At 59.1% G+C, this 25,036-nt stretch carries 21 protein-coding genes and 1 pseudogene; 6 read left to right on the top strand and 16 right to left on the bottom strand.

The window, feature by feature from the left end:
* Nucleotides 1-219 precede the first annotated feature (219 nt).
* A complete protein-coding gene (locus ACWPW2_RS09195) occupies nucleotides 220-1,707 on the bottom strand; it encodes a SmvA family efflux MFS transporter (protein ID WP_454122568.1) in 1,488 nt (495 codons plus the stop codon).
* A 119-nt stretch (nucleotides 1,708-1,826) separates the two neighbouring features.
* On the opposite strand from ACWPW2_RS09195, the gene ACWPW2_RS09190 reads away from it, so the two are divergent.
* Nucleotides 1,827-2,402, top strand: coding sequence for a TetR family transcriptional regulator (locus tag ACWPW2_RS09190; protein WP_054803976.1), 576 nt, complete (start codon nucleotides 1,827-1,829; stop codon nucleotides 2,400-2,402).
* Here ACWPW2_RS09190 and ACWPW2_RS09185 read toward each other — a convergent pair.
* From ACWPW2_RS09185 to ACWPW2_RS09170, 4 genes are all read right to left on the bottom strand, one after another.
* The gene (locus tag ACWPW2_RS09185) at nucleotides 2,399-3,241 is read right to left on the bottom strand and encodes an arylamine N-acetyltransferase (protein WP_454122566.1); all 843 of its coding nucleotides are present in this window, start codon (nucleotides 3,239-3,241) and stop codon (nucleotides 2,399-2,401) included. The two genes, ACWPW2_RS09190 and ACWPW2_RS09185, sit on opposite strands and share 4 nt — an antisense overlap.
* 75 nt (nucleotides 3,242-3,316) lie before the next feature.
* A complete protein-coding gene (locus tag ACWPW2_RS09180) occupies nucleotides 3,317-4,972 on the bottom strand; it encodes an ABC transporter permease (RefSeq protein WP_454122564.1) in 1,656 nt (551 codons plus the stop codon).
* A gap of 40 nt (nucleotides 4,973-5,012) precedes the next feature.
* On the bottom strand, nucleotides 5,013-5,981 hold the full coding sequence (locus tag ACWPW2_RS09175; RefSeq protein ID WP_454122562.1) for an ABC transporter substrate-binding protein: 969 nt from the start codon (nucleotides 5,979-5,981) through the stop codon (nucleotides 5,013-5,015).
* Nucleotides 5,978-6,679, bottom strand: a complete 702-nt coding sequence (locus ACWPW2_RS09170; RefSeq protein ID WP_454122560.1) for an ABC transporter ATP-binding protein — start codon at nucleotides 6,677-6,679, stop codon at nucleotides 5,978-5,980. Before ACWPW2_RS09170 ends, ACWPW2_RS09175 begins: the two co-directional genes overlap by 4 nt.
* Before the next feature lie 231 nt (nucleotides 6,680-6,910).
* On the opposite strand from ACWPW2_RS09170, the gene ACWPW2_RS09165 reads away from it, so the two are divergent.
* Both ACWPW2_RS09165 and ACWPW2_RS09160 read left to right on the top strand, forming a co-directional pair.
* A complete protein-coding gene (locus ACWPW2_RS09165; protein ID WP_454122558.1) occupies nucleotides 6,911-8,689 on the top strand; it encodes a diguanylate cyclase in 1,779 nt (592 codons plus the stop codon).
* A gap of 28 nt (nucleotides 8,690-8,717) precedes the next feature.
* On the top strand, nucleotides 8,718-9,290 hold the full coding sequence (locus ACWPW2_RS09160) for a flavin reductase family protein (RefSeq protein ID WP_128482986.1): 573 nt from the start codon (nucleotides 8,718-8,720) through the stop codon (nucleotides 9,288-9,290).
* 18 nt (nucleotides 9,291-9,308) lie between these two features.
* Here ACWPW2_RS09160 and pptA read toward each other — a convergent pair whose 3' ends face one another.
* The 11 genes and pseudogenes from pptA to ACWPW2_RS09105 all read right to left on the bottom strand — a co-directional run bounded on the left by pptA (nucleotide 9,309) and on the right by ACWPW2_RS09105 (nucleotide 19,653).
* The gene (gene pptA / locus ACWPW2_RS09155) at nucleotides 9,309-9,539 is read right to left on the bottom strand and encodes a tautomerase PptA (RefSeq protein WP_023478779.1); all 231 of its coding nucleotides are present in this window, start codon (nucleotides 9,537-9,539) and stop codon (nucleotides 9,309-9,311) included.
* Nucleotides 9,540-9,593: 54 nt separating this feature from the next.
* On the bottom strand, nucleotides 9,594-10,214 hold the full coding sequence (locus ACWPW2_RS09150; RefSeq protein ID WP_454122555.1) for a glutathione S-transferase family protein: 621 nt from the start codon (nucleotides 10,212-10,214) through the stop codon (nucleotides 9,594-9,596).
* A 33-nt stretch (nucleotides 10,215-10,247) separates the two neighbouring features.
* Nucleotides 10,248-10,775: a shikimate kinase gene (locus ACWPW2_RS09145; protein ID WP_023478803.1), complete on the bottom strand. Its 528-nt coding sequence runs from the start codon at nucleotides 10,773-10,775 to the stop codon at nucleotides 10,248-10,250.
* 4 nt (nucleotides 10,776-10,779) lie between these two features.
* On the bottom strand, nucleotides 10,780-11,793 hold the full coding sequence (locus ACWPW2_RS09140) for a LacI family DNA-binding transcriptional regulator (RefSeq protein WP_454122553.1): 1,014 nt from the start codon (nucleotides 11,791-11,793) through the stop codon (nucleotides 10,780-10,782).
* A gap of 285 nt (nucleotides 11,794-12,078) precedes the next feature.
* Nucleotides 12,079-12,972: a transporter substrate-binding domain-containing protein gene (locus tag ACWPW2_RS09135; protein WP_454122551.1), complete on the bottom strand. Its 894-nt coding sequence runs from the start codon at nucleotides 12,970-12,972 to the stop codon at nucleotides 12,079-12,081.
* Between the two features lie 9 nt (nucleotides 12,973-12,981).
* A complete protein-coding gene (locus ACWPW2_RS09130; RefSeq protein ID WP_023478647.1) occupies nucleotides 12,982-13,755 on the bottom strand; it encodes an amino acid ABC transporter ATP-binding protein in 774 nt (257 codons plus the stop codon).
* Complete coding sequence (locus ACWPW2_RS09125; RefSeq protein ID WP_279793545.1) at nucleotides 13,739-14,662, bottom strand: amino acid ABC transporter permease; 924 nt, start codon at nucleotides 14,660-14,662, stop codon at nucleotides 13,739-13,741. The genes ACWPW2_RS09130 and ACWPW2_RS09125 overlap by 17 nt, the downstream gene beginning before the upstream one ends.
* Nucleotides 14,663-14,671: 9 nt before the next feature.
* Nucleotides 14,672-15,181 (bottom strand): GNAT family N-acetyltransferase, encoded by a 510-nt coding sequence (locus tag ACWPW2_RS09120; RefSeq protein ID WP_312117472.1) that lies wholly within the window; start codon nucleotides 15,179-15,181, stop codon nucleotides 14,672-14,674.
* A gap of 10 nt (nucleotides 15,182-15,191) precedes the next feature.
* Nucleotides 15,192-17,454: pseudogene (locus ACWPW2_RS09115) on the bottom strand (NtaA/DmoA family FMN-dependent monooxygenase).
* A 64-nt stretch (nucleotides 17,455-17,518) separates the two neighbouring features.
* Nucleotides 17,519-18,640, bottom strand: coding sequence for an amidohydrolase (locus tag ACWPW2_RS09110; protein WP_454122548.1), 1,122 nt, complete (start codon nucleotides 18,638-18,640; stop codon nucleotides 17,519-17,521).
* Nucleotides 18,637-19,653: an MsnO8 family LLM class oxidoreductase gene (locus ACWPW2_RS09105; protein WP_454122546.1), complete on the bottom strand. Its 1,017-nt coding sequence runs from the start codon at nucleotides 19,651-19,653 to the stop codon at nucleotides 18,637-18,639. The genes ACWPW2_RS09110 and ACWPW2_RS09105 overlap by 4 nt, the downstream gene beginning before the upstream one ends.
* A 461-nt stretch (nucleotides 19,654-20,114) precedes the next feature.
* Between ACWPW2_RS09105 and ansP the strand changes: the two genes are divergently transcribed.
* The 3 genes from ansP to ACWPW2_RS09090 all read left to right on the top strand — a co-directional run bounded on the left by ansP (nucleotide 20,115) and on the right by ACWPW2_RS09090 (nucleotide 24,944).
* Complete coding sequence (ansP, locus tag ACWPW2_RS09100; RefSeq protein WP_312117466.1) at nucleotides 20,115-21,578, top strand: L-asparagine permease; 1,464 nt, start codon at nucleotides 20,115-20,117, stop codon at nucleotides 21,576-21,578.
* A 314-nt stretch (nucleotides 21,579-21,892) separates the two neighbouring features.
* Entirely contained in the window at nucleotides 21,893-23,131 is a 1,239-nt protein-coding gene (locus ACWPW2_RS09095) for an EAL and HDOD domain-containing protein (protein WP_312117464.1), read from the top strand.
* Nucleotides 23,132-23,378: 247 nt separating this feature from the next.
* Nucleotides 23,379-24,944 (top strand): methyl-accepting chemotaxis protein, encoded by a 1,566-nt coding sequence (locus ACWPW2_RS09090; protein ID WP_454122543.1) that lies wholly within the window; start codon nucleotides 23,379-23,381, stop codon nucleotides 24,942-24,944.
* Nucleotides 24,945-25,036 lie beyond the last annotated feature (92 nt).

Raw genomic sequence — 25,036 nt, 5'->3', positions numbered from 1 at the left:
TAAATCAATAACGCCGGGAGCCTGACACCTAATAGTCGCTGCCGTTGCGTTTTAGTGCCTCCTAAGAGGTAGGAGAGTTCCGGCCGCCCGGAAGATGGCAACGGTTACGCAATCCGTGTCTGGTATCGGGTACAAGAAGGTGAATCTATTGCGGGGAATTAGAGGGATGGGCGCCCCGCTCTTTTACTGCTAGCGGAGCGCCCTGTTGCGGTGATGGGATCAGCTTTTCTCAACGCGTGCGAGGCTAAACCACATCCCTATTGCCAGAACCACTAACAGCATGCTGGCGGTGCTGAGCGCGACGCTGTGCGAGTGGGTAAATGCCATTTTTGCTGCGGCAATAATACCCTCGGCCAGCGCCGGATCGGACTCGCGCGCCAAGCGGAACGCTTCACCGATGGATGACGACGCCTGTGCCGCCGCTTCGGTGCTCAACTGCTGTGGCAGGTTGATGGTCGCAGAGAATGTACGGCTTAAAATCAGGCCGAAGACCGCAATACCGAGACCCGCGCCCAGCTCGTAGGACATGGTTTCAATCGCCCCTGCCGCTGCCGCTTTCTCCTTCGGCGCGGCGGCCATAATGGCCGCCGTCGAGGCCAGCAGCGCGCTGGCGGCGCTAAAGCCGAGCAGTGCCATCAGCACCGCCGCCTGCACCGGCTGGGTCGAGAAGTTGGTCAGCGACAGCCCAAAGAAGCTAATTGCGCTGAGCGCCATCCCGCCTGCCGCCACGCAGCGTAGCCCCAGTTTTGAGACCAGCACCCCGGCAATCGGGCCACTAAAGCCACTGGCGATCATCACCGGCAGCATAAAGACCCCGGCGGCGAAAGGTGTAAAGCCGTGCACAAATTGCAGCTCCTGCGCCATCAGCAGCTCGAAGCCCACCAGCGTCACCATGGCCATGATTGCCATCAGCGCGCCGCTGAGGATCACGCGGTGCGTAAAGAGCCGCATGTCGATCATCGGGCGGCTCGCCGCCAGCTGGATGCGCACAAAACCGGTGAGTAACAGACCACCAATCAGCAGCGTGCTGGTGACCAGCCACAGCGGCAGCGTGCCTTTCATGGCGGTTTTCGCGCTCCACACCAGCAGCAAGATGGCGGCAATCAGCGCCAGCGCCTGGTTGAGGTGCAGCGGCTGATCGGCCCGCCCTTGCTGGCGCGGAACATACCGGGCGGTAAGCGCCATCACGACCAGCACAATCGGCACGTTGATGAGAAATACCGAGCCCCAGTAAAAGTGCTCAAGCAGCATACCGCCAATCAGCGGGCCAAATGCCGCGCCGCCGGAGCCAATCGCCGCCCAGACGCCGAGCGCGGTGTTGCGATGGTGCGCCTGAGAAAAGGTGGTGCGGATCCCGGCAAGCGTGGCGGGAACAATCATTGCCGCACCCACGGCGAGCAGCGCACGGGTGGCAATCAGCCAGCCTGCGGTAGGGGCAAATGCTGCCAGCAGCGACGCGCCGCCGAACAAACCGCTGCCAATCAGCAGCAGGCGCTTAAAGCCGATTTTGTCGCCCAATGCGCCCATCGGCAGCACCATCCCTGCCATCACCAGCGAATAGATATCGATGATCCAGAGCAGCTCATTCCCGCTGGCATCCAGCGCAGTGCTGAGCGTCGGCGCGGCAACATGCAGCACCGTCGCATCAATCGCCACCGGAATATAAACCAGCACAATGATGACCAACGTTAACCACTGACGAAACATAACTTCTTCCTCTTTTATCCGTTCTGGACGCCTGTCCAGAAATGCGATCCTACGGATTGTTGAACACATGTCCAGATTTTTGTTACACTCCGCGGCACGTTTTAAGGGGAAAATATTTCATGAGCTATTTAAATCGGGACGATCGCCGGGAAGTTATCCTGCAGGCCGCCATGCGTGTCGCGCTGGCGGAGGGCTTTTCCGCCATGACGGTGCGCCGCATCGCCAGTGAGGCCGGGGTGGCAACGGGCCAGGTGCACCACCATTTCATCTCGTCAAACGAACTCAAATCGCAGGCCTTTATTCGGCTGATCGATGAACTGCTGGAGGTTGAACTGGTGCCGGAAACCGCGCCGTGGCGCGAGCAGCTGTTTGCCATGCTCGGCAGCGATGAAGGCGGGCTGGAGCCCTATATTCATCTGTGGCGCGAAGCGTTGCTGCTGGCGAGTAAAGATCCGGAAATCAAAGGCGCCTATCTGCTGACCATGGAGATGTGGCACGTCAAAGTCGTCAGGCTTATCGAACAGGGCGTGGCGGCAGGCGAATTTACCCTGCATGATCCGGCGGCGGATATCGCCTGGCGGCTGATTGCGATGGTCTGCGGCATGGACGGGATTTGCATCCTCGGCATGCCAGATGTCGATGAATCAGCCTTCAAACGCCATCTGGCACGGATGATTGAGAAAGAGCTCTGCTAGCGCTTGCCGCTTTGCAGATCAAAGCCGTCCATCACGGTTTGCAGCTGTTGCAGGGTAAAGCCCGACTGCGCATCGCTCACCCCCAGCCCGAAGCGCTGCTGTAGCGTCTCATAAAGCGCGGTAACGTCGGGCAGATGCGTCTCCTCCACCACTTTGCCCTGCTGCCAGTGGGTAAAGTGGAAGTTGGTGAGGGTCATTTTGCCGCCGTCCGGCAGATGGCGGCACATCAACAGGTGGTGGCGAAAATGGGAGGTCGGCCAGTGTGCGGAGTGGAAGTTGCCGAGCACGTAATCCGCCTGGTACTGCTCCCCCATCTCAAACTGATACATCGTCTGCCAGTGCTCATGATGGCGGAACTGCAACTGCCAGTTTTCACCCGCACGCAACAGGCGATAGAGACCGTGCGGCGTCGCCTGCTCAATCTCCTCCTGCAGGCGGATTGGCGCCGTCAGGCTCTGGCCGCCGAAGCCGACATCGGCGATCCACGGCTCCCCATCAAGTTGCACCAGCAGCAGGCGGTGGGTGCGCGGCGGCATCTGCTCCGGGTTGGCGAGCAGCACGCGCGCCAACAGGCTGCGCACCTCAAACCCCATCTCGCGCAGCGCGCGCTCAAAAAGGCCGTTCTGCTCAAAACAGTAGCCGCCGCGCCTGCCGACGACCAGCTTGGCGAAAATCGCCTCATCGCTGAGATCGATTTCACGCGGCAACACCACGTCGATGTTTTCGAACGGGATCGCGGCGTTATGGTGCAGATGCACGGCGCGTAAGGTTTCAAGGGTGGCATCCGGCGTGTGATGCCAGTCGATGCGATCCAGATAAGCGCTTAAAAACGGGGTCATACAGGCTCCTTGCGTGTGGTGTCCATTGGTTATAACCCATATTTTTCCGGCCACTGGCGTTTTCGTGCCCTCACTTTATCCCTTTGTGCTCCGCTGCATGATGGCCAGCGCCGTCAGCATCAAGCCCAGCCCGGTAATCAGCGTCAGCGTCGCCATCGCCATCCCCTGACCCACCGAGCCCTGCTCAAACTGCCGCCAGATAAAGACCGCCACGGTTTGCGTGCCCGCAGGCGACAGCAGCAGCGAGGTGACCAGTTCGCGTGAGGCAATAGCAAAGACCATTAACATCGAGGCGAGCATCGCCGGGAAAATCAGCGGCAGCACAATAAAGCGCAGCGCCTGAAACGCGCTGGCACCATGCACCCGCGCAGCCGGTTCAAGGTTACCGCCGAGCTGGCGCATGGCGCTGCCGATGTAGCGCACCGGCCAGGGCAGTAACAGACAACAGTAGGAGAGCAGCAAAATCGCCCACGTGTTATAGGGCGAAACCGGCCAGAACGCGCGGTTCCACAGCAGGATCAACCCGACCCCGACCACCACCCCCGGCAGCGCGGCGGGCATAAGCGATAGCGCATCGATAAGTGCGCGCCCTTTTATCTTCTGCATCACCACCAGCCAGGCGGCGCATAACCCGAGCAGGCCGGTAATGAGCGCCGCCGCAAACGCGAGGGAAACGCTGGTGCCAAGCGCAGGCAGCGCATCACCTCGCTGGGCAAAGAGTGCCGCAAAGTGAGCGCCGGTGAGATTGTCCCACGCCAGCCCGCCGGAGAGCGTGGCACTAAAACCGGTCACCGCCATCGACAGCCCCGGCAACACCACCGCGATAAAACCGACCAGCGCCATCACCGCCACCACCGGCGCGGTAAGCAGCCCCAGTTTTGCACCGACATGCGCGGCGGGTTTGCCGGAGACGCTGGTGACATCGGTGCCGCCGGTCAGTTTACGTTGCAGCGCCCAGCCGCCGAGGGCGACCATAATCAGCACCAGCGACAGCAGCGAAGCGCCGGGCAGATCGATCGGCCAGTCGGCGAGCTTCTCCTCAATGCCGACCGTCAGCATCACCACGCCTGAGCGGGTGCCCAGCGCCGCCGGCACGCCATACTCCTCAATCGCCAGCGTGAAGGCCAGCAGCATGCCTGCTGCTAATGCGGGTGACAGCAGCGGCAAAGTGATGTGGTAGAAAGCCCGCCACGGCGTGGCGCCATGCACCCGCGCGACCAGCCCCAGCCGCTGACCGCTGGCAAGCAGGCTGCGCGAGACGGCAAAATAGACCACCGGGAAGATATTGAGCGTCATCACCAGCACAATGCCGCCCTTGCTGAAGAGCAGATTATTGAGATCCAGCCCGGTGAGCTGCATCAGGTAGCCCTGGGTTTGCAGCACCAGCATCCACGAGAGCGCGGCGATGTAGGGCGGCGTGAGAAACGGGATGAGAAACAGCAGATCCCATAGCTTAGGGCACGGCAGATCGAACAGCCCGCGCGCGACGCCAAGCGGCAGGCCAATCACCGCGCTGAGCAGCGCCACGCCAAGCGCGATTTGCAGCGTGCCGCTGAACATCGCTGGCAGCTGCGGCTCGGCGAGCAGGTGCGGGATCGCCGAGAATGCACCGCCGAGCGAGCCTGCGCTGAAGTGGGGAAAGAGTGCCTGTAACACAATAAAGAGTAACGGCAGCGCTACCAGTATCACCAGCAGCGCCGTGGTTATCCGGGCGATAACGGTCTGATTCACGACAGAGATCCTGAAAGCGGGGTTGCCCCCGCGGTGGGTTTTACTGGGCAAACAGCGTGTTGAAGCGCTTGAGGATCTCGCCACGCTCGGCACCGTTGTCGCTCTGGGTCGGCAGCAGTTTCAGCTCGCTTAACAGCGGGCGTTTGGCGGCAACATCGGTACGGGCAGGCATCAGCCAGGCGTCGGCGACCATTTTCTGCCCTTCCGGCGACAGCACATAGTCGATAAAGGCTTTTGCATCCTGCTCATGCTGCGTGGATTTGAGGATCATCATCGGGCGCGGCGCAATCACCGTGCCGCTGGCCGGGAAAATGACCTTCAGCGATTCGCCCTGCGCGATATTGCCATAGGTGACGTAATCGACCGCGCCGAAGACTGCCGCTTTCGCCCCCTGCATCACCGGCGTCACCGCCTGCGCGTTCGGGCCGCTCACCACCATGCCGTTCTTTTTCAGATCGTCAAACAGCTGCCAGGCGTTATCGCCCATGCCATTTTGCAGCCCGATCAGCAGATCGAGCGATGCGCCGGAGAGCGCCGGGTCGGGCGTTGTGACTTTATCCTTGAACGCAGGCGCGGTCAGATCGCGCCACTCTTTCGGCTCCGGCGTGCCGCTTTTGCTGTTCCAGACAATGCCAAGCGCCGAAATACCCTGCGCCACATAGTCCGCGCTTTTCAGCGTCTGCGGCACTTTTTCCGCATTGGCGCTGGTAAACGGCAGCAGCCAGCCGCGTTTGTGCAGATCTTCCGCCGTCTCCCACGAGGCGGAGATCAAAATATCCGCCTGCGGATTGGCCTGCTCCGCCTCGAGGCGCGCCATCACTTTGCCGGTGGTGGCCTGGAAGATATTCACTTTTACCCCGCTCTGCTGCTCGAAGCCGCTGGCGAGATTTTTCGCCAGCGAGCCCGGCCCGGCGGTGTAAACCGTCAGCGCATGCGCGCTGGAGATGATCATCGATGACAGCGCCATAGCGAGGGCGACTCCTTTTTTCACGGACAGTAAGCCTTTCATGCAGATTCCCCTGAGGTTGACGTAACGGTGCGAACAGACTCCACCTCGCCGGAGGCGAGATGAACAATGCGGTCGGCGAGCAGCTCTGCTTCACGGCGATCGTGGGTGACATAGACGGCAGTGGTACCAAGCTGGCGCAACAGGCGCGCCATCTCATGGCATAACGCTTCGCGCAGCGCGGTATCGAGATTGGAGAGCGGCTCATCAAACAACAGCACGCCCGGCTCGGCGACAATGGCCCGCGCCAGCGCGACGCGCTGCTGCTGGCCGCCAGAGAGCCCGGCGGGTTTGCGATCGGCGAATTCCGCCAGCCCGACGCGGGTCAGCGCCTGCACGACGCGCGCATCACGCTCAGCGCGAGGGACATTGCGCATCTTCAGCGGAAAGGCGACGTTTTGCGCCACGCTCATGTGCGGCCACAGCGCGTAATCCTGGAACACCATGCCGATATCGCGCGCTTCGGGCGGTAATGACCAGCCCGCTTTCGCCACACAGCGATCGCCAAACCAGATGTCGCCAGCGGCCGGTTGAGCCAGACCCGCCAGCAGGCGCAGCAGCGTGCTTTTGCCACAGCCGGAAGGGCCGAGCAGCGCGACGATTGTGCCAGCCGGAATGGATAAGTCGATTCGATTGAGAACGGTATGCGCGCCGAAAGCGTACGAAACGCCTTGCAGCCGGATGTCAGTGAATGCGCTCATCGACGCCCTCCAGTTTCAGGAAGCCGTGCGAAACCCGCGGTCTGCATCCGCAGGGCGCATCCACCTGAGCAGAAGTCAGGGGAGCAAACATCTTGTTATCCTCTTTGGGATTTGATTGCGGCTGACTATAGGCAGGGAGTGTGACGGTGAAATGACACTGATATTGCGCCTTGATTTTTAAGGAATGTCTACACTGAAAAGAACGCTGTTTTTAACCGAAAAGGGATGCCCGTGCGGATCGCCACGATAACCAATTTTGCCTATATCGCCACGGTGGTGTTAACGCTCAGCTCCGGCGTCGCGCTATTTCTGGCCTCCAGCGCGGAACACAATGAGCGCGAGGCGGTGACGCAAAGCCGCCTCTTCGACACCCTCACCGATTCGCTGGAAAAAGAGGCCTGGGCGTTAAGCGAGCTGGCGCGCGAAGCGGTAATCAAAAAGCAGCCGGAAGCGATTCAGAGCTGGAAGACCCGCGCGGAGCAGGATATTGAACTGGAGAATCATCTCGCCGCACTGCGCGATAACGGCGCTTCCGACGAGGAGTTGCTTATTCTGCGCGACGGTCTCTCAACCCTCGATCAGCTGGAAGATGAGCAGCGGATCGCCATCAGCGACGTTGAGGCGGGAAAAACCGATGAGGCGATGAACCTGCTCTTTAGCACCAGCTATGAAGAGCGCCTTTCAGAAACCGAATATCGTTTTGCGCACTTTCGCAGCCTGATCGATCAGCGCACCCAAAGCGCTATCGCTAACGCCACTGGCCTCTCCCTGCGCCTGCGCACCCTCTCTGAGATCATGGTCGGCCTGACCGCCCTGCTGTTTCTGTTTGTGCTCGGTTTTATTATTAAACACCGCATCCTGCGCCCGGTAGTGACGCTAAGCGACGTGGTGAACCGGCTGGCAACGCAGGATTACAACGTCGAAGCGCCGGTGCTGGCGCAGGTCGATGAGATTGGCGATATGGCGCAGGCAATCCGCATTTTTCGTGAGAACGGGCTGGCCCGCCAGCGCCTTGAACTGGAGCGCGATGCGGAATGGGCGACGCGCACCCTGCTGGCGCGCATGACCCAGCGTTTGCAGGGGTGTGACTCTTTGCAGGCGATTGTGCGGGTGGTAAGCCGCTTTGCGCCGCAGATCATTCCCGATATGGGCGCGCGGCTCTATCTGCTGGATAACAACACGAATCGTATGAATTGTGTCGCCCGCTGGGCGCTGCCGCCCGGCGAAGATGCTCCTTTCGCGCCGGAAAGCTGCTGGGCGCTGAAGCGCGGCCAGTTACACAGCCCCGGTAACGGCGACGTTGATATGCCCTGCGATCACATCGTGCCCGAGATCGCCGCGCGGGCGATCTGCGTGCCGCTGAATGCGCAGAACAAGAGTATCGGCCTGCTCACTTTTGACAACTACACGCCGGGGAAAGAGCCGCCCTATATCTATCTTGAACTGCTGGCAGAAACCCTTGCGCTGGCGTTAGCCAACCAGATGCTGCGCGATACGCTGACCGAAAAAGCGAACTATGACTCCCTGACCGGCCTGCGTAACCGCCATAGCCTTGAAGAGACGCTGCGCAATATGATCGATCAGGCGATGGTCGACAATACGCTGCTGAGCTGCCTAATGCTGGATGTTGATTACTTCAAAAAACTCAACGACCTGCACGGGCATGACGCGGGCGATAAAGTATTGCGCGAGCTGTCGCGCATTATTACCGACACGCTTGGCGAGTCCGGCGTCGCCTTCCGCTACGGCGGCGAGGAGTTTTTGCTGATCCTGCCGGGTAAGAGCGAAACCGAAGCGAAAATGCTCGCCGAGCGGCTGTTAAACACCATACTTAAACACCCGATGCGCTATGAGTCGCAGGATATCGGCCCGGTGTCGGTCTCCATCGGTCTCGCCACCTGGCCACGCCACGCCAGGGCTGATAACCTGGTGCGTGCTGCCGACCTCGCGCTCTATATGGCGAAGGAGCAAGGCCGCGGGCAGATTGTGGTTGCCCGCCACGCCGGGTAGTTGCGGAAATTTTGCTAAAGGAGAGGTTATGAGCCATTTTCGTCCGGTGGCGTTAGAGCACGCCAGCCGCCTGTTAAACCACGGCCCGACCGTGATGATCACCAGCCGCGATGAGCAGATCGACCGCCGCAATGTGATGAGCGCCGCCTGGTCGATGCCGGTCGAGTTTTCACCGCCGCGCATCGCCATCGTGGTGGATAAAAGCACCTGGTCGCGCGAGCTGATTGAGCGCAGCGGTATGTTCGGCATTGTCATCCCCGGCGTTGCCGCCGCGAACTGGACCTACGCCGTCGGCAGCATTACCGGGCGCGATGAGGATAAGTTTAACTGTTATGGCATTCCGGCGATTGCCGGGCCGGTGCTGGGCCTGCCGGTGGTGGAAGAGAAGTGTCTGGCGTGGATGGAGTGTCGCCTGCTGCCGCCGACCGCCGCGCAGGAGAAATATGACACGCTGTTTGGCGAAGTGGTCTCTGCCGCCGCCGATGAGCGCGCTTTTGTGCAGGGGCGCTGGCAGTTTGATGATGATCAGTTGAACACTATCCACCATCTCGGCGGCGGTACCTTTGTCGCCAGTGGCAAAAGGATGATTGCCGGGCAGTAAGGCCTGCCCGGCCAGCCGTTACATACTGTAGCCGGGCTTTTTAATCAGCTTCTCCATCTGCGGCGCAATCTCTTTATCCCAGGCGTTCACCTGCCACTCTTCCGGTGCGATCTCGGTGAGCGCCACGCTGATGGAACTCTCTTTGCTGTTGAGATGGCGAATAATCACCTCGGTGATATCCGCCGCCAGCGCACTCTTCTGCTCATCGTTCAGATCGCGGGGGAAACATTTGATATCAATATGCGGCATGGTCTGCTCCTTGTTTTTAATAAAAAATGACGATAACACAGCGGTCAAAGCGCGCTAGCCGATAATCTCGTTACGCCGCAGCACCGCCTCCAGTTTTGGCAGCGCACAGACGGCATCGGCAATGGCGTTTATCTTCGGCGTGTTGCTGGCAAACCACGCCTGGCGCGGCCCCCAGCTCCGCATTACGCAGAGATAGATGTCCAGCAGCGTAAGCTGTTCACCGAAGGCGTAAGGCGCGGCCTGCAACTGACTTTCCAGCCACAGATAGAGGGTTTTGCGATAAGCGATGCAGCTCTCCTTCAACTGCTCCGCCGCGTCCGGCGCCCAGCGCTGCGGGTAATCGGCATAGGTAAAGGTCGGGTAGACATTCGCCACCAGCCATATCAGCAGCCGCCAGAACTGCTGGCGCTCCGGCGTCCCTTCTGCCGGAGCCAAATCCGGATGCCTGTCGAGGATCATCAGCGCCACGGCGGCGGACTCGGTCATCACGCTGCCATCCTCCAGTTGCAGCGTCGGCACCTGGCAGAGCGGGTTGAGCTTGCGCAGCATCTCCTGCTGCGGGCCGGGCTGGTCAAAGCCTTTAACATCGTGAAACTGATAAGGGATATCAGCCAGCGTAAGCATCGCTTCGCTGATGGCCGAGCCAAAGCCGGGTACGCCATAAACGGTGATCATCGGGTTACCTCGCACGTCATATGAGGCTTAAGCTTAGGTCAGAGTGGCGAGAAATTCGTCAGCCTGCTGCGGCGAGGTCAGGCGCACAAAGCGCAGGTGCTGATAGCGCGGATCGGCCATATCACGCGCGTAACGCACGCGGTTGCTGCGCCAGGTCTTGATGGTCCAGAGAATAATCGACTCGCGGCTCAGGAAGGAGCGGCGAAAGCTTTCGCAATTGCCGGTGCCGGGCCACAGCTCCTGTTTGTGCCACGCGCGCTTTATCGCCCGCAATACCGCCTGGCGCAGGGTGCGCCAGAAGCCGTAATCGATCCAGATAATCAGATCGACGTTGCGCCATTTGATATCACGACTGCGGTTATAGTTGCCGTCCAGCACCCAGCCCGGCTGTTGCAGGATTTGCTCAAGTTTCGCGTAGAGCTCTTCGTCCGGCGTCCCCTGCCAGTTGGGCCGCCAGTAAAGGGTGTCCATATCGATATAAGGGACGTCAAGCTGGCGCGCGAGACGCTTACCCAGCGTCGATTTGCCGCTGCCGCTGGTACCAATAATGTTGATTCTCATCTTTTTACGCCGATTCCCGCTCAGTCAGGTGAAAGCCAATATCGATAATCTGCTCGCCGTCGCTGCGCCCTTCGATGCGATTAGCCAGCAGAGTCGCCGCCCGCGCGCCAATGGCGCGACGGTCGAGAGCAATAGTGGTAATGGAGGGCACATTTGCCGCCGCAAAGTCGAGATCGCCAAAGCCGGTTACCGCCACGTCCTGCGGCACCCGCAGGCCGCGCGCCTGAAGCTCGCTAATCGCCCCCTGCGCAAGGATGTCGGAACCACCGATAATCACATCTAATTCTGTTGTTTCCAGCAACTGCGCCGCCCCCGCCCGACCATCAGCAAAGCGGGCAGGCAGTTGCGACTCAACACAGGGGGCGTCGGTGATGCCATGACGCGCCAGCGCCTCACACAGGCCAGCTTTACGCTGCGCGGCCGCCCGCTCTCTCGTCCATACCAGCCCCGGACGCCGGTAACCTTTGCCGAGCAGATACTCTGCCGTCGCCTGGCCCGCTTTCTCATGGGAGAAGCCGACCAGCATGTCGATGGGCGTTGGCGTGATATCCCACGTCTCCACCACCGGCACGCTGGCGTTGAAGATGATCTTTTTCAGATCATTACTGTGATGGATGCCGGTGAGCACAATGCCGTCCGGGCGGCGTGACATCAGGTTCGACACCAGCTCGGTTTCCGTTTGCGGCGTGTAACCGGCGCTGCACAGCAGCATCTGATAACCGCGCTGCGACAGGGTTTCCCCCATTGTCTGAAGCGTATCGGCAAACAGCGGATCGTTGATGTGGGGCACCAGCACGGCAACCAGTTTGCTGCGCCGTGAGGCCAGCCCACCGGCCAGCGCGTTGGGAATGTAGCCCGTCGCTTTAACCGCGGCGAGCACCCTTTTCACGGTTTCCGGCCGAACCTGGTCCGGCGTGTTAAGCGCCCGACTGACGGTCATGGAGGAGAGCCCGGCGGCGCGGGCGACGTCATCCAGCGTCGGCGCACGGGAGATAACAGCACGAGAAGGTCTTGCCATCTTCACTCACAGAGCCCGCAGAGGCGTTAGCATTGGCTACGTTATATCTTGTAGTATAACCATAACTCCAATCAATACCTCTGTTCACTTTTAAATCAGTGTATTACCACACCATTTTGCTTAAAAAATGTTAGCGCTAACATTAGCAAGCACGCCAATTACCACTGAGTTGACACCCTCCTGACGGACATTTTTGCAGCCGATCGCATTTTCACTTTTTGTACAAGTTTGGTGCGCTAAACAAGCTGCAAAAACCCACCATAATCATGTTAGCGCTATCATTTTTTACCAGTTCACGCCCGGCGGATTGACCTGCGACGTTTCCACCCCTTCGCCCTGCTCACCCCAGCGAGCCAGCACCTGTTGGTACTCGCCGCGCGCGATAGCGCCGTTAATCGCCGCCTGCAAAGCCAGCACCAGGCCGTTACCCTTTTTGCTGGTGGTCGCCACCCAGGTTTTCTTCGGCCCCAGGCCGACCACTTTTGTTGAGCCATTCAGCGCCGCTTTATATGCCGCGACCGACTGCGGACCAAACACCACGTCCGCGCGCCCGGACTGAATATACAAATTGCCGGAAGCGTCATCCGTCAGGTAGATCGGTTTTGCTGCCTCGCGCCCGGCGGCGCGGTTCTCCTCATTCCAGCGCAGCAAGATCCGCTCCTGATTGGTGCCGGAGCCAACAATTACCCTGCGCCCGGCCAGGTCGGCTGAGCCGCTAATCGCCTTTATCGGGCTGGTGGCTTTCACTGAAAAAGCAAGTGAGTCGGCGCGATAAGTGGCGAAGTCAAACTTCTGCTTACGCGCCTCGGTGACGGCAATATTGACCAGCGCCACATCGTAGCGCCCGGAGGTGATGCCGAGCGGCCAGTCCTCCCAGGCGGTCGGCACCAGTTTCAGCTTGAGACCAAGACTGCTTGCCAGCAGCCTGGCGATATCCGGGTCGCTGCCAATACGTGTGCGGTTATCACTCGCCAGTAAAGCCAGCGGCGGCGAGTTAAGTGCGGAGATGGCAACCGTCAGCGTGCCCGGCTCGACAAAACGGTAATTGGCCGGGATTTTAGCGATCGCCGCCTCATCCCGCGTCGCCACAATCGGCTGCTCGTTGGCGCGCAGATCGATCTGCCCGGCCACAACCGGGCCTGTACTGAACACTATCAGCGCCAGTAATACCTTTTTCATACGCACTCCTTACAGCACTTTCGAGAGAAACTGGCGCGTGCGGGCGTGCTGCGGCTGGTTCAGCACCGCCTCACTACTCCCCTGCTCCACAATTTTGCCGTCGACCATAAACACCACCTGGTCGGCGACCTCGCGGGCAAAACCGATCTCATGGGTCACCACTACCAGTGTCGATCCGGCCCGCGCCAGTTTTTTGATCACATCCAGCACCTCACCCACCAGTTCCGGATCGAGCGCGGAGGTCGGCTCATCAAACAGCATCACGCGCGGGCGCAGCGAGAGCGCACGGGCGATGGCGATACGCTGCTGCTGGCCGCCGGAGAGATGACGCGACCAGGCATCGGCTTTGTTACGCAGCCCGACCACATCCAGCAGTTCAAAAGCCTGCTCGACCGCCGCTTTACGGCTCAGCTTTTTATGGGCAATCGGCGCTTCAATCAGATTCTCCAGCACCGTCAGGTGCGGAAAGAGATTGAAGTTCTGAAACACGTAGCCGACGTTGACGCGCTGGCGCAGGATCTCCTTCTCTTTCAGCTCGTAGAGTTTGTCCCCCTGCTGGCGGTAGCCGATGTACTCGCCGTCGATACGGATAAAGCCCTCGTCGACGCGCTCAAGGTGATTAATGGTGCGCAGCAGCGTCGACTTGCCGGAGCCGGAGGGGCCGAGGATCACCGTCACCGTGCCGGGCGGGATCTCCAGCGACACATTATCCAGCGCTTTATGGCGGCCAAAATATTTGCTGACGCCGCTAATCGAAATATGGCCTTCAGGAGAGATGGGCATGAGCAGGCTCCGTGGCGTGTGAAGTGTGAGTTGTCGCTGCCGCACGGTAAACGGACGGATTGATAGCCGAGCGGCGTTCGCTGCGCGCCAGCCAGCGCTCAACCAGATACTGGATCGCCGACAGCACGCTGGTGATCACCAGATACCAGGCGGCGCCAACCATCAGCAGCGGGATCACCTCCTGGGTGCGGTTGTAGATCATCTGGATGGTATAGAAGAGCTCCGGCATCGCCAGCACGTAAACCATCGCCGTGCCTTTGGCGAGGCTGATAATTTCATTGAACCCCGAGGGCAAAATGGTGCGCAGCGCCTGCGGTAAAATAATGCGCACCGTGCGCCGCCAGGCGGGAAGCCCAAGCGCGGCAGCGGCTTCATACTGACCGTGATCGACGCCAAGAAAGCCGCCGCGAATGATCTCTGCGGTATAGGCGCTCTGCACCAGCGTCAGCCCGACCACCGCCGTGGCGAACTGGCCGAGCACATTAATCGTCTCGTAGCGCGCCCACTCAATGCCGGTAAAAGGAATGCCGATGGCGAGCGAGTCATAGAGGTAGGAGAAGTTATACAAAATGATCAGCACCACAATCAGCGGCAGCGAGCGGAACAGCCAGATATAGCCCCAGGCGAGGCTGCTCAGCAGCCACGACGAGGAGAGCCTCGCCAGCGCCAGCAGCCCGCCGAGTATGACGCTCAACACCGTGCCGACCAGCGTCAGCAGCAGCGTTTGCCCTAACCCTTCAAGGATCACCGGATCAAAAAACCAGCGGGCAAAGACGCCCCACTCCCAGCGCGGATTGAAAGCCACGGACTGGATCACCGCCGCCAGCACAAACAGCGCAACGATGGCCCCCACGGTGCGCAGCGGGTAGCGGGCCGGCACCACTTTGATTGTTTCGGTACTTTTCATGGTCGCTCCTCAGGCAGTTTTGCTCAGACGGGCCGATGACAGCACTTTGCTGAAGCGCAGCCGACCATCAAACGGCGGCAGGCTGTACTCTTCCGCGTCACGCGTCAGGTCGAAGTGCGGCTGGTAGCCCTGGCTCAGGTAGAGCCGCACCGCTTCCGGCTGGCGAAAGCCGGTAGTCAGGTAGATCTGGCTATAACCGGCAAGCTCGGCGCGGCGCTCCAGCTCCTGCACCACGCGCGCCGCCAGCCCCTGCTGGCGCAGCGAGGCATCGGTCCAGATGCGTTTGATTTCGGCAGTGCGCTGATCAAAAGGTTTGTAAGCGCCAGTGGCGATAATTTTTCCCCCTCGCTCCAGCACGATAAACAGCCCCTGCGGCGGTAAATACCACTCGGTCAGCTCCACCTCGGCGTCGCGGGAGAAGTAGTCCCCGTAGCGGGCGGCATACTCGGCAAACAGCCCGGCGAGGATCGGTTGCAGCTCGTCGTCTTCGGGTGAGACATCACGGAAACGTTCGTTCATCCTCTGCTCCTTAATCGCCAAGGCCTGGCGGGTTGATCTCAGATTGCGCGATACGCTCTACCCCTTCGCCCCAGCGGTTGAGCACCTTGTCGTAATCGCCGCTCGCCATTGCGCCATTCAGCGCGCTCTGCACCGCCGGTGCCAGGCCGCTGCCTTTACGCAGCGTCACGGCAATATGCGCCGCTTTTGGCCAGCCACCGTCGACGCTACCCACCAGCCGGGTTTTGCCGGTCAGCGCCGCTTTCCAGGCACCAATCACGTTGGGGCCGAAGAAGGCATCCGCGCGGCCCGATTGCAGCGCCAGCGTTAGCGCAGCGTCATCTTTGGTGTAGACCGGCGTAAAGGGTTTAAGCCCCTTCTTCAGGTTTTCCGCGTTCCAGGCCAGCAGGATCGCCTCCTGATTGGTGCCGGAGCCAACAATGATGCGCAGCCCGGCGATATCCGCCGCTTGCTGAATCTGTTTGATGGGGCTTGCGGTTTTGACATAAAAACCGAGGGAGTCTTTGCGGTAGGTAGCGAAATCAAACTTCGCTTTGCGCGCCTGGGTGACGGTGATATTGCTGATCGCGGCATCATATTTGCTGGAGGTCACCCCCAGCGGCCAGTCCTCCCAGGAGGTCGGCACCACATTCAGTTCAAGCCCGAGGCTGTCGGCCACCAGTCGGGCGATATCCACTTCGCTGCCGAGCAGGGTTTTGTTATCGGCGGCAAACACCGTCAGCGGCGGCGAATTAAGTGCGGCGACCGCCACGGTGAATTTACCCGGCTGCACAAAGCGGTACCCTTGCGGCAGCTGGCTTATCGCCTGCGGGTTTTTCGCCGTATGGATCGGCGTGGAATTGGCCTCAAGGCTGACGCCGGTGCCGTTGATGGTCACGTCGCTGGCCTGCGCCAGCGGCGTCAATGCAAGCGTTGCCGCCAGCAAAAGGGTGCGTCTCTGCATACGTTCTCTTCTTCTATTGTGTTGACCGGGGATGTTCGGGCAGCGCCAGGCCTAAACTTTCGCGCAGGGTGGTGCCGGGGTATTCGGTGCGAAACAGGCCGCGCGCTTGCAGGATCGGCACCACTTTTTCGACGAAGCGCGGGAAGGTATCCGGCGTGCCGCCCTGGATGATGAAGCCATCGGCGGCGCGGCTCTCAAACCACGCCTGCAAGCCGTCGGCCACCTGTTCAGCGGTGCCGGAAAAACGCGGGCGCGGCGAGGCGCTCTCCAGTGCCACCTGGCGCAGCGTCAGCTGGCGTTCGCGGGCGTTGCGTTTGATCTCATCAGTGGTGCTGCGAAAGCTGTTCTGCCCTAAATCGCCAATCTCCGGGAAGGGTTCATCGAGCGGATACTGGCTAAAGTCGTGGTGCTCGAAGTAGCGCCCGAGGTAGTTGAGCGCATCATTAATGGAGACAAGCGTGGCGGTGGTTTGATACTGCTGCTCGGCATCCGCTTCGCTGTCGCCGACAATCACGCTGACGCCCTGGAAAATGTGCAGTTCGTCGTGACGCCGCCCGTGCTGTTCCAGCTGCTGTTTCACGTCGCGGTAGAAGTCCTGCGCCTCCGCTAAGGTTTCATGGTGAGTAAAAATGGCATCGGCATGGCGCGCCGCCAGTTTTTTGCCATCCTCCGAGGCGCCCGCCTGGAAAATGATCGGCCTCCCCTGCGGCGTGCGGCCAATGTTCAGCGGGCCTGCGACCTGGAAAAAGTCGCCGTGGTGGTTGAGGGTGTGCAGTTTTGCCAGGTCGAAAAATTGCCCGCTGGCTTTATCGCGAATAAACGCGTCCTCCTCCCAGGAGTTCCACAGCCCTTTCACCACATCGAGATACTCATCGGCAATGCGGTAACGCAGGGCGTGATCCGGGTGCTTTTCACGGGAGAAGTTTTTCGCCGAACCTTCGAGCGGTGAGGTGACGACGTTCCAGCCTGCCCGGCCATGGCTCAGGTGATCGAGGCTGGCAAACTGGCGCGCCACGGTAAAGGGTTCGCTATAGGAGGTTGAGAGCGTGCCCACCAGGCCAAGATGCCGGGTGACGCTCGCCAGCGCCGACAACACCGTCAGCGGTTCGAAACGGTTTAAGAAATGGGGGATCGATTTTTCATTGATATATAAGCCGTCAGCGACAAATAAGAAATCGAGTTTCCCCTGCTCCGCGAGACGCGCTGTCTCCTGCACAAAGTCAAAATTGATACTGGCGTCGGCGACCGCCGCCGGATGTCGCCAGGCGGACATATTTCCCGATGCGCCATGCAAGATGGTGCCAAGCCGCAATTGTCGTGCTGTAGACATACTTCCTCCGGAATTCAGGCAACAGGTGGCCCGGAGCCACCGCCCCAGGTCAATTCAGGTTTCGTTAAGCGTGCTGTAAGGCTTTTTCTGCCAGGCGTGCAAAGTAGCGCGCCGCCTCATCAATCAGCCCTTCATCAGGATTGAACGCCGGGTGATGCAGACCGTACGGGCTGTCACTGCCAATACTGACAAACGCGCCGGGTATCTGCTGGAGATAGACGGCGAAATCCTCCCCGCCCATATGCAAATCCGCCTCTGCGGTACGGTAGCCGTGTTCGTTGGCGACCTCACGGGCGAAGTCTGCCCACTGCGGGTGATTGACCAGCGCATCCGGGCCGTCGAACCAGGTCACCGCAATACCGGCATCGAAGGCCTGTGCCAGCCCGGCGGCGATTGCCTCAACGCGTTTTTTCACCTGCGCGCGAATAGCCGCATCGTGGGTGCGCAGGGTTCCCTCCAGCTCGACATGCTCCGGCAGCACGTTCCAGGTATTGCCTCCCTGAATACGCGTCACGCTTAACACCACCGATTCGAGGGTGTTGACGTTGCGGCTGGCGATACTTTGCAGCGCCACAACCAGCTGGCTGGCGAGCAGAATGGCGTCGTTGCCCTCATGCGGCCGGGCCGCGTGTGCGCCCTTGCCGCTAACCTTCAGGCTGAAGCGATCGACATTGGCGTAAAACGCGCCGCCGCGGGTGGCAAACGCGCCGACCGGCAGGCCCGGCTCGTTGTGCATGCCAAATATTGCGCTCACACTCTCAAGCGCACCGGCCTTAATCAGCCGCTTCGCGCCGCCAAAGCTCTCCTCCGCCGGCTGAAACAGGATGCGCACCCTGCCCGGCAGCGCCGCTTCCCGCTCTTTTAACAGCAGCGCCGCGCCAAGCATGACGCTGGTATGAATATCGTGCCCGCAGGCGTGCATCACGCCGGGGTTGCGCGAGGTAAACGGCGAGTCGACCGCCTCCTCAATCGGTAACGCGTCGATATCGGCGCGCAGGGCGATCACCTTCTCGCCGCTTCCTACTTCCGCGACCACCCCGGTCGGCAGATCGAGCGGCAACAGGCGCAGCCCGGCATGCTCCAGCCAGTGGCGAATGCGCCGCGTGGTTTCAAACTCCTGGAGCGAAAGCTCCGGGTACTGATGCAGCTCGCGCCGCCACGCAATTAACTGTTCGGTAAAACTCATCCCGCCACCTCCTGTAGGGTTTGCGTCTGCGCGACCGCCTGCGCCAGCAGCAGGAGCGAAGTTAAGCGCGCGCGTCCCTCCGCCACCGGCGTGTCGATAATAAATTCGTCAATGCCAAACTGCTGATGCAGCCCATCCAGCCCGGCCCGCACCTTTTCTGGCGTACCGGCAATGATGGCGCTTTCGCGCCGCGCAATGCGTACCGCCGGGCTACCTGCCTGGCGGGCAAAGGCCTGCCCCTGCGCTTCACTTGCCACGCTCACTTTTTGCCCGTTCGCCAGCTCAACGCCCCACACTTCAACCTGCTGCGCCAGCGTGTCAGCCTGCGCCTGGGTTTCTGCCACAATCACCTGCACGGCAACCAGCGTGTCGCGGCGGCTTTGCTGCTGCCATTTCGTGACAACGTCACGCAAAAGGTTTTTGTCGCCATTCAGATGCGCGGCGTAGACAAAGTTCCAGTCGAGGGATGCCGCAAGCGTTGCGCTCTCAAGACTTGCACCGAGCAGAAAACGCTCTGCCTGCACTGGCGCAAGCGGCGTCGCCAGGAGGGATTCCTGGGCATTTTCATCCGGGGCCAGCGACAGCCAGTTGTCCAGCTGCGCCAGCTGATCGGCAAAGCGCCCCTTCTCTTCGGGGTTGACGCCCTGCTGTAAAGCGCGGGTGGAGAGCGGTAATCCGCCGGGCGCTTTGCCCACTCCCAGGTCGACGCGTCCCGGGGCGAGGTTTGCCAGCAGGTTAAAATTCTCCGCCACTTTATAGGGGCTGTAGTGTTGCAGCATCACGCCGCCGGAGCCGACGCGGATGCGCCGCGTCTGGCCGAGTATCCAGGCGATCAGCAGCTCTGGCGACGGGCTCGCCAGCTGGGAAGTGTTGTGGTGTTCCGCTATCCAGAAACGGTGATAGCCCCAGTTTTCCGCCTGCTGCGCCAGTTGCAGCGTGCGCAGGAGCGCGTCCTGCGCGGTTTCATGCTCCGCGATGGGGCTTTTGTCCAGCAAACTCAGTCGGTAAGACATGGCACGCTCTCGTGTCAGAGAAGATGGGCCAATACTGGAGCGTGCTGAATCTGCTGTGAAACAATTAATTTACATTTGGTAAGCAAAAAATTCGCAAAGTGAGCGTTGCCAGGCGCTCACGCTATTTGTTCTGCAAATGGATGATGCCGAATGCCGGTGCGGACCGGGTAAAACACCGTTTTATGCTTGTGGTTTTTTCTGTTGCATTTTTCACCATCCTGAATCATTTCCTCTGCTTGATGGAGTTGACTTCACAATTTCGACTAATAGTGTGCTGTTTACGGCTGGGTATGTTTTGCGTCAGTAAACGATTGCGGTTACGATGCTGCGCCATGTTTTCCCTTATCCATACACAGAAACAATGGAAAGAGAGAACGTGTAGCCGACGGTGCAAATCGTGTGGTTTTTGTGCTGCGGCTTGAGACATTCCGCAAGGTCAGACAGGTCAACAGGGTAATGCAATGAAAACAGAGAACAACAACACCACGGAGCATCACGCGGCGAAACGTCGCTGGCTGAACTCTCATGAAGAGGGCTACAGCCAGGCGATGGGTAACCGCCATGTACAAATGATCGCCATCGGCGGCGCAATCGGTACCGGTCTTTTCCTCGGTGCCGGCGCGCGTCTGCAAATGGCCGGGCCATCGCTGGCTATCGTCTATCTCGTTTGCGGTATCTTCTCGTTCTTTATTCTGCGTGCGCTGGGCGAACTGGTATTACACCGCCCTTCCAGCGGCAGCTTCGTCTCGTATGCCCGTGAGTTCCTCGGCGAAAAAGCGGCCTATGTCGCCGGCTGGATGTACTTCATCAACTGGGCGATGACCGGCATTGTCGATATCACCGCCGTTGCGCTTTATATGCACTACTGGGGTGCCTTCGGCGACGTGCCGCAGTGGGTCTTTGCCCTTGGTGCGCTGGCGATCGTTGGCACCATGAACATGATCGGCGTGAAGTGGTTCGCCGAGATGGAGTTCTGGTTTGCGCTGCTGAAAGTGCTGGCGATTGTGCTGTTTCTGGTGGTCGGGACGGTTTTCCTCGGCACCGGCAAACCGCTTGATGGCAACAGCACCGGCTTCCATTTGATTACCGATAACGGCGGCTTCTTCCCCCATGGCATGATGGCCGCGCTGGTGCTGGTGCAAGGCGTGGTATTCGCCTTCGCCTCTATTGAGCTGGTCGGTACCGCCGCAGGCGAATGTAAAGAGCCGCAGACCATGGTGCCGAAAGCGATCAACAGCGTGATCTGGCGTATCGGCCTGTTCTACGTGGGCTCGGTGGTGCTGCTGGTGCTGCTGCTGCCGTGGAACGCTTACCAGGCGGGACAAAGCCCGTTCGTCACCTTCTTCTCGAAGCTTGGCGTGCCGTACATTGGCGACGTGATGAATATCGTGGTGTTGACCGCCGCGCTCTCCAGCCTGAACTCCGGCCTCTACAGCACCGGGCGTATTCTGCGCTCAATGTCGATGGGCGGTTCCGCGCCGAAGTTTATGTCGAAGATGAGCCGCCAGCAGGTGCCGTATGCCGGTATTCTGGCGACAATCTGCGTCTACATCGTCGGCGTGTTCCTGAACTACCTGGTGCCGTCACAGGTGTTTGAGATTGTGCTTAACGTCGCGTCGCTGGGGATTATCGCCTCGTGGGGCTTTATCGTGGTGTGCCAGATGCGCCTGCGCAAAGCGATCCGCGAAGGCAAAGCGGAAGATGTCAGCTTCAAGATGCCCGGTGCGCCGGTGACCTCCTGGCTGACGCTGCTGTTCCTGCTCAGCGTGCTGGTGCTGATGGCGTTCGACTATCCGAACGGTACCTTCACTATCGGCTCTATTCCGCTGATCGCCGTTCTGCTGATTGCTGGCTGGTTTGGCGTGCGTAAGCGCGTGAACGAAGTGCATGCCACCGCGCCGGCTGAACAGACGCCGCGTACTTAATCCCGCGCCTTTGGCGCTGCGCCATGCCGGACAGCGATTTTGGCTGTCACGCAGGCGCAGCGCCTGTTTTATCCCCTGCCTCGCTTACGCTTTTCTGCATAATTGTCGTTTTTTACAGCGCCATGCTGCTACTTTGAGCGGTTACGCTTAAGAATATCCTCATTACCTGTACACTTACCGCTTTGCTGGCCTATATTTTTAGCGCTAAAGGTCACTTTTTTAGTATCAGGCGCACGCTTCGGCTATTCAGGGTGTGTTATAAGCTTATATATTTGTAATACTTATACAAAAGTACACGGTGTACGGGGTGGTGAATGTTTTCTTTTGTGGCCAGACAGGCGATCTTTGATAACCAACTGAACACCGTCGGTTACGAACTGCTGTTCCGCAATAGCATGGATAACCGCTTTCCAGAGATCTCTGCCGAGCAAGCCACGACCCAACTGATCGAAGAGCAGTTTCTCAGTGCGCCTGTCGGACGTAAGAACGATCTGACGACGGTATATGTCAATTTCCCCTACCAGCTACTGATTGACGGCCTGGCCGAAACGCTGCCGAAAAACCGCGTGGTGATCGAAGTCCTCGAAGATGCGCAGCCGGACAAGCAACTGCTGGAGACGGTAAAACGCCTGCAGAACCTCGGCTTTCGCGTTGCCCTCGACGATTTCGCACCCGGCAACCAGTGGGACGCTTTCCTGCCCTATATCGATGTGATTAAGTTCGATATCAGACGAAGCTCACTGGAAGAGATTGATGCCTGGGTTAGCGCCAATCGCGATGCGCTGCGCCACGCGGTGCTGCTGGCAGAAAAAGTGGAAACCTATGAGGAGTTCGAAGCCTATAAAAAACTGGGCTTTCGCCTCTTCCAGGGCTATTTCTTCAGCAAGCCGGTGGTCTCGAAGCGCAACAAGCTGGTGCAGAACCGCGCTTTCGCACTGCGGTTGATGCAGGAAGTTAACGTCGAGTCGCCGAACTTAAACCGCATTGAAGAGCTGTTGAAACGCGATGTCTCCCTCTCATTTAAGATCATGCGTTACGCGCAGAACATCTTATATAACACGCGCGGGATTAGCGGTTTTCGTAACCAGTCCTTACGCGACATTGTGGTCTACCTCGGCATCAATGAGATGCGCCGTTTTGTACTGGTAGCCTGTCTTACGTCGTTTGAGCACGTGACCAATACTGAGATCTACTATCTGAGCCTGATACGCGCTAAGTTTTGCGAGCTGGTGGCGGCGCGCACTTCCAGCAATAATGTCGCCAATGACGCTTTCCTGGTGGGGCTCTTCTCCCTGCTGGATGTGATCCTCGGCCTGCCGCTTGAGGAGCTGATGGAGCAGATCTCCGTCTCGCCGGATGTGGCAACAGCGCTGGAAAAAGAGAGCGGCGAACTCTACCCCTATGTTCACCTCGCCCGCGTCTATGAACAGCGTTTATGGGATGAGACCAGCGCGATCGCAAACAAGATTGGCCTGCCTTACTCCGCAGTATCAGAATTAATGACGCAAGCCACCAAGTGGGCAGATGAACTGCCGCTGAGTCTTAAAGGTTAATTATTTGCGCACGTTAGGCGTGCGCAAATAATATTTATCGATTTAAGTGAAATATTATTTCAATTAATTAACACACCTTCCCGATCTTATTTAACACCCTTGTCTGCCTTAAATAAAACTGATGCCACTCGTAAGATATTTGCCCAAATATCAGTGCGATATGTGATCAAGATCGAACTTTAACCTCAATCTTTCTACGGTTTCTGCCGTTATTACCATTACCACTCTTTTTTATAACTTCAGGATCATGAAAAAATTTGCGCACGCGACCGTATTAACGAAACTGCTGGTTGGTTTCTCTACTCTTATTGTGATGATGTTAATTGTTGGCATCGTCTCGATTTATCAGCTTAACGCCAGCAAACAACAGATCGATAAATTCCGCCAGCAGCGTATGCCGGGCATTCGCTACACCCTTGAGATGCGCGGCGTATTAGCGGAAATGCGCTTACAACAGGTGCAGTACATCTCCTCAACAACACCTGCCTCCCTCGATCAGCATCGCAATGAACTGCTGCAAAATCAGGAGACGTTCCTCAATGCCCAGCGGCAGTACGCAAAAATCTCTGCCGGTGCGCCGCCAGAGATGAACGCGCTGTTTGTAACTGTGGTCGATAACTTCAAAAACTTCATCGACGTTAATGCGAAAGTAATCGAGGCGATGAACCACGGTGACGCGGCAGAGGCGGCGAAGATCAGCGGCGTAGTGTCGGCGAAATACCGCACACAGCTGATGAAAGACCTGGCGACGCTGGTGGATATGGAAGTAGCCATTGGCGAGCGCATGGGCGAAACGACGCAGGCGAATTACAACCACGCGCTCTATGTGCTGATTGGCTTACTGCTGCTGGCGCTGATCGCCACAGGCGTGAGCGCGCTCTTTATCTCGCGCAGCCTGGCGCGCCAACTTGGCGGCGAGCCGGATTATGCGATGTCGATTATGCAGGCGGTGGCCGCCGGCAAGCTGGAGACGGCGGTCGATCTACGCGAAGGCGACAGCAATAGCCTGCTGGCGACGATTAAATATATGAACAGCCAGCTGGCGGAGATTATTCGCGGCATTATTGATGGCAGCGAATCAATCTCCCATGCCGCAGGCGAGATCGCCGAAGGTAACAATGACTTGTCGCAGCGCACCGAGGAGCAGGCCGCGTCGCTGGTGCAGACCTCTTCGAACATGCAGCAGATCACGGAAAACGTGAAGAGTAATGCGGAGAACGCCCGCAAAGCGAGCGAGCTGGCGCGCCAGACCTCAGATACCGCGCTTAAGGGCGGTAAAGAGGTTAACGACATGCTGACGCGCATGCATGAGATCTCCGCCAGTTCGCAGAAGATTGTCGACATTATTTCGGTGATTGAGGGGATCGCGTTCCAGACTAATATTCTGGCGCTCAACGCCGCAGTAGAAGCTGCGCGCGCCGGTGAACAGGGCAAAGGGTTTGCGGTGGTCGCAGGCGAAGTGCGTAATCTGGCGCAGAAGAGCGCCGATGCGGCAAAAGAGATTAAGCAGTTGATTGAGGGGACGGTGGAAAAAATCACCGACGGTTCGCGTTTTGCCGATACCGCCAGCCGTGCGATGGAGGAGATTGTCTCGTCGGTGAATAAGGTGACGGATATTGTCGCTGATATCTCCGCCGCCTCAACCGAGCAGCATCAGGGGATTAAAGAGATTAGCGTCGCCATCGATCAAATGGACCAGGTGACCCAGCAGAACGCCACGCTGGTGGAACAGGCTGCGGTAGCCGCGCAGTCAATGACGGAGCAGAGCGAGGCGCTGCGTAACTCGGTGCGTTTCTTCCAGCTGGCGCATTAATGGTTGGGTCATGAATACAGTACCCCGGTTCATTGAGCCGGGGAGTATTGCCGGATGGCGCTGGCGCTTATCCGGCCTACGAAACCGCATGA

The organism is Kosakonia sp. Marseille-Q7440 (genome assembly GCF_965119485.1).
The sequence above is the reverse complement of the archived record's forward strand: the minus strand, read 5'-3'. Positions and strand labels throughout refer to the sequence as shown.

What these genes read in the sequence shown, in the direction of transcription:
- ansP (WP_312117466.1), top strand. Translation starts at nt 20,115, where the DNA reads ATGAAAACAGAGAACAACAACACCACGGAGCATCACGCGGCGAAACGT.
- ACWPW2_RS09110 (WP_454122548.1), bottom strand. Translation starts at nt 18,640, where the DNA reads ATGAGTTTTACCGAACAGTTAATTGCGTGGCGGCGCGAGCTGCATCAG.
- ACWPW2_RS09095 (WP_312117464.1), top strand. Translation starts at nt 21,893, where the DNA reads ATGTTTTCTTTTGTGGCCAGACAGGCGATCTTTGATAACCAACTGAAC.
- ACWPW2_RS09190 (WP_054803976.1), top strand. Translation starts at nt 1,827, where the DNA reads ATGAGCTATTTAAATCGGGACGATCGCCGGGAAGTTATCCTGCAGGCC.
- pptA (WP_023478779.1), bottom strand. Translation starts at nt 9,539, where the DNA reads ATGCCGCATATTGATATCAAATGTTTCCCCCGCGATCTGAACGATGAG.
- ACWPW2_RS09145 (WP_023478803.1), bottom strand. Translation starts at nt 10,775, where the DNA reads ATGAGAATCAACATTATTGGTACCAGCGGCAGCGGCAAATCGACGCTG.
- ACWPW2_RS09140 (WP_454122553.1), bottom strand. Translation starts at nt 11,793, where the DNA reads ATGGCAAGACCTTCTCGTGCTGTTATCTCCCGTGCGCCGACGCTGGAT.
- ACWPW2_RS09130 (WP_023478647.1), bottom strand. Translation starts at nt 13,755, where the DNA reads ATGCCCATCTCTCCTGAAGGCCATATTTCGATTAGCGGCGTCAGCAAA.
- ACWPW2_RS09185 (WP_454122566.1), bottom strand. Translation starts at nt 3,241, where the DNA reads ATGACCCCGTTTTTAAGCGCTTATCTGGATCGCATCGACTGGCATCAC.
- ACWPW2_RS09175 (WP_454122562.1), bottom strand. Translation starts at nt 5,981, where the DNA reads ATGAAAGGCTTACTGTCCGTGAAAAAAGGAGTCGCCCTCGCTATGGCG.
- ACWPW2_RS09090 (WP_454122543.1), top strand. Translation starts at nt 23,379, where the DNA reads ATGAAAAAATTTGCGCACGCGACCGTATTAACGAAACTGCTGGTTGGT.
- ACWPW2_RS09170 (WP_454122560.1), bottom strand. Translation starts at nt 6,679, where the DNA reads ATGAGCGCATTCACTGACATCCGGCTGCAAGGCGTTTCGTACGCTTTC.
- ACWPW2_RS09105 (WP_454122546.1), bottom strand. Translation starts at nt 19,653, where the DNA reads ATGTCTTACCGACTGAGTTTGCTGGACAAAAGCCCCATCGCGGAGCAT.
- ACWPW2_RS09160 (WP_128482986.1), top strand. Translation starts at nt 8,718, where the DNA reads ATGAGCCATTTTCGTCCGGTGGCGTTAGAGCACGCCAGCCGCCTGTTA.
- ACWPW2_RS09135 (WP_454122551.1), bottom strand. Translation starts at nt 12,972, where the DNA reads ATGAAAAAGGTATTACTGGCGCTGATAGTGTTCAGTACAGGCCCGGTT.
- ACWPW2_RS09150 (WP_454122555.1), bottom strand. Translation starts at nt 10,214, where the DNA reads ATGATCACCGTTTATGGCGTACCCGGCTTTGGCTCGGCCATCAGCGAA.
- ACWPW2_RS09195 (WP_454122568.1), bottom strand. Translation starts at nt 1,707, where the DNA reads ATGTTTCGTCAGTGGTTAACGTTGGTCATCATTGTGCTGGTTTATATT.
- ACWPW2_RS09120 (WP_312117472.1), bottom strand. Translation starts at nt 15,181, where the DNA reads ATGAACGAACGTTTCCGTGATGTCTCACCCGAAGACGACGAGCTGCAA.
- ACWPW2_RS09125 (WP_279793545.1), bottom strand. Translation starts at nt 14,662, where the DNA reads ATGAAAAGTACCGAAACAATCAAAGTGGTGCCGGCCCGCTACCCGCTG.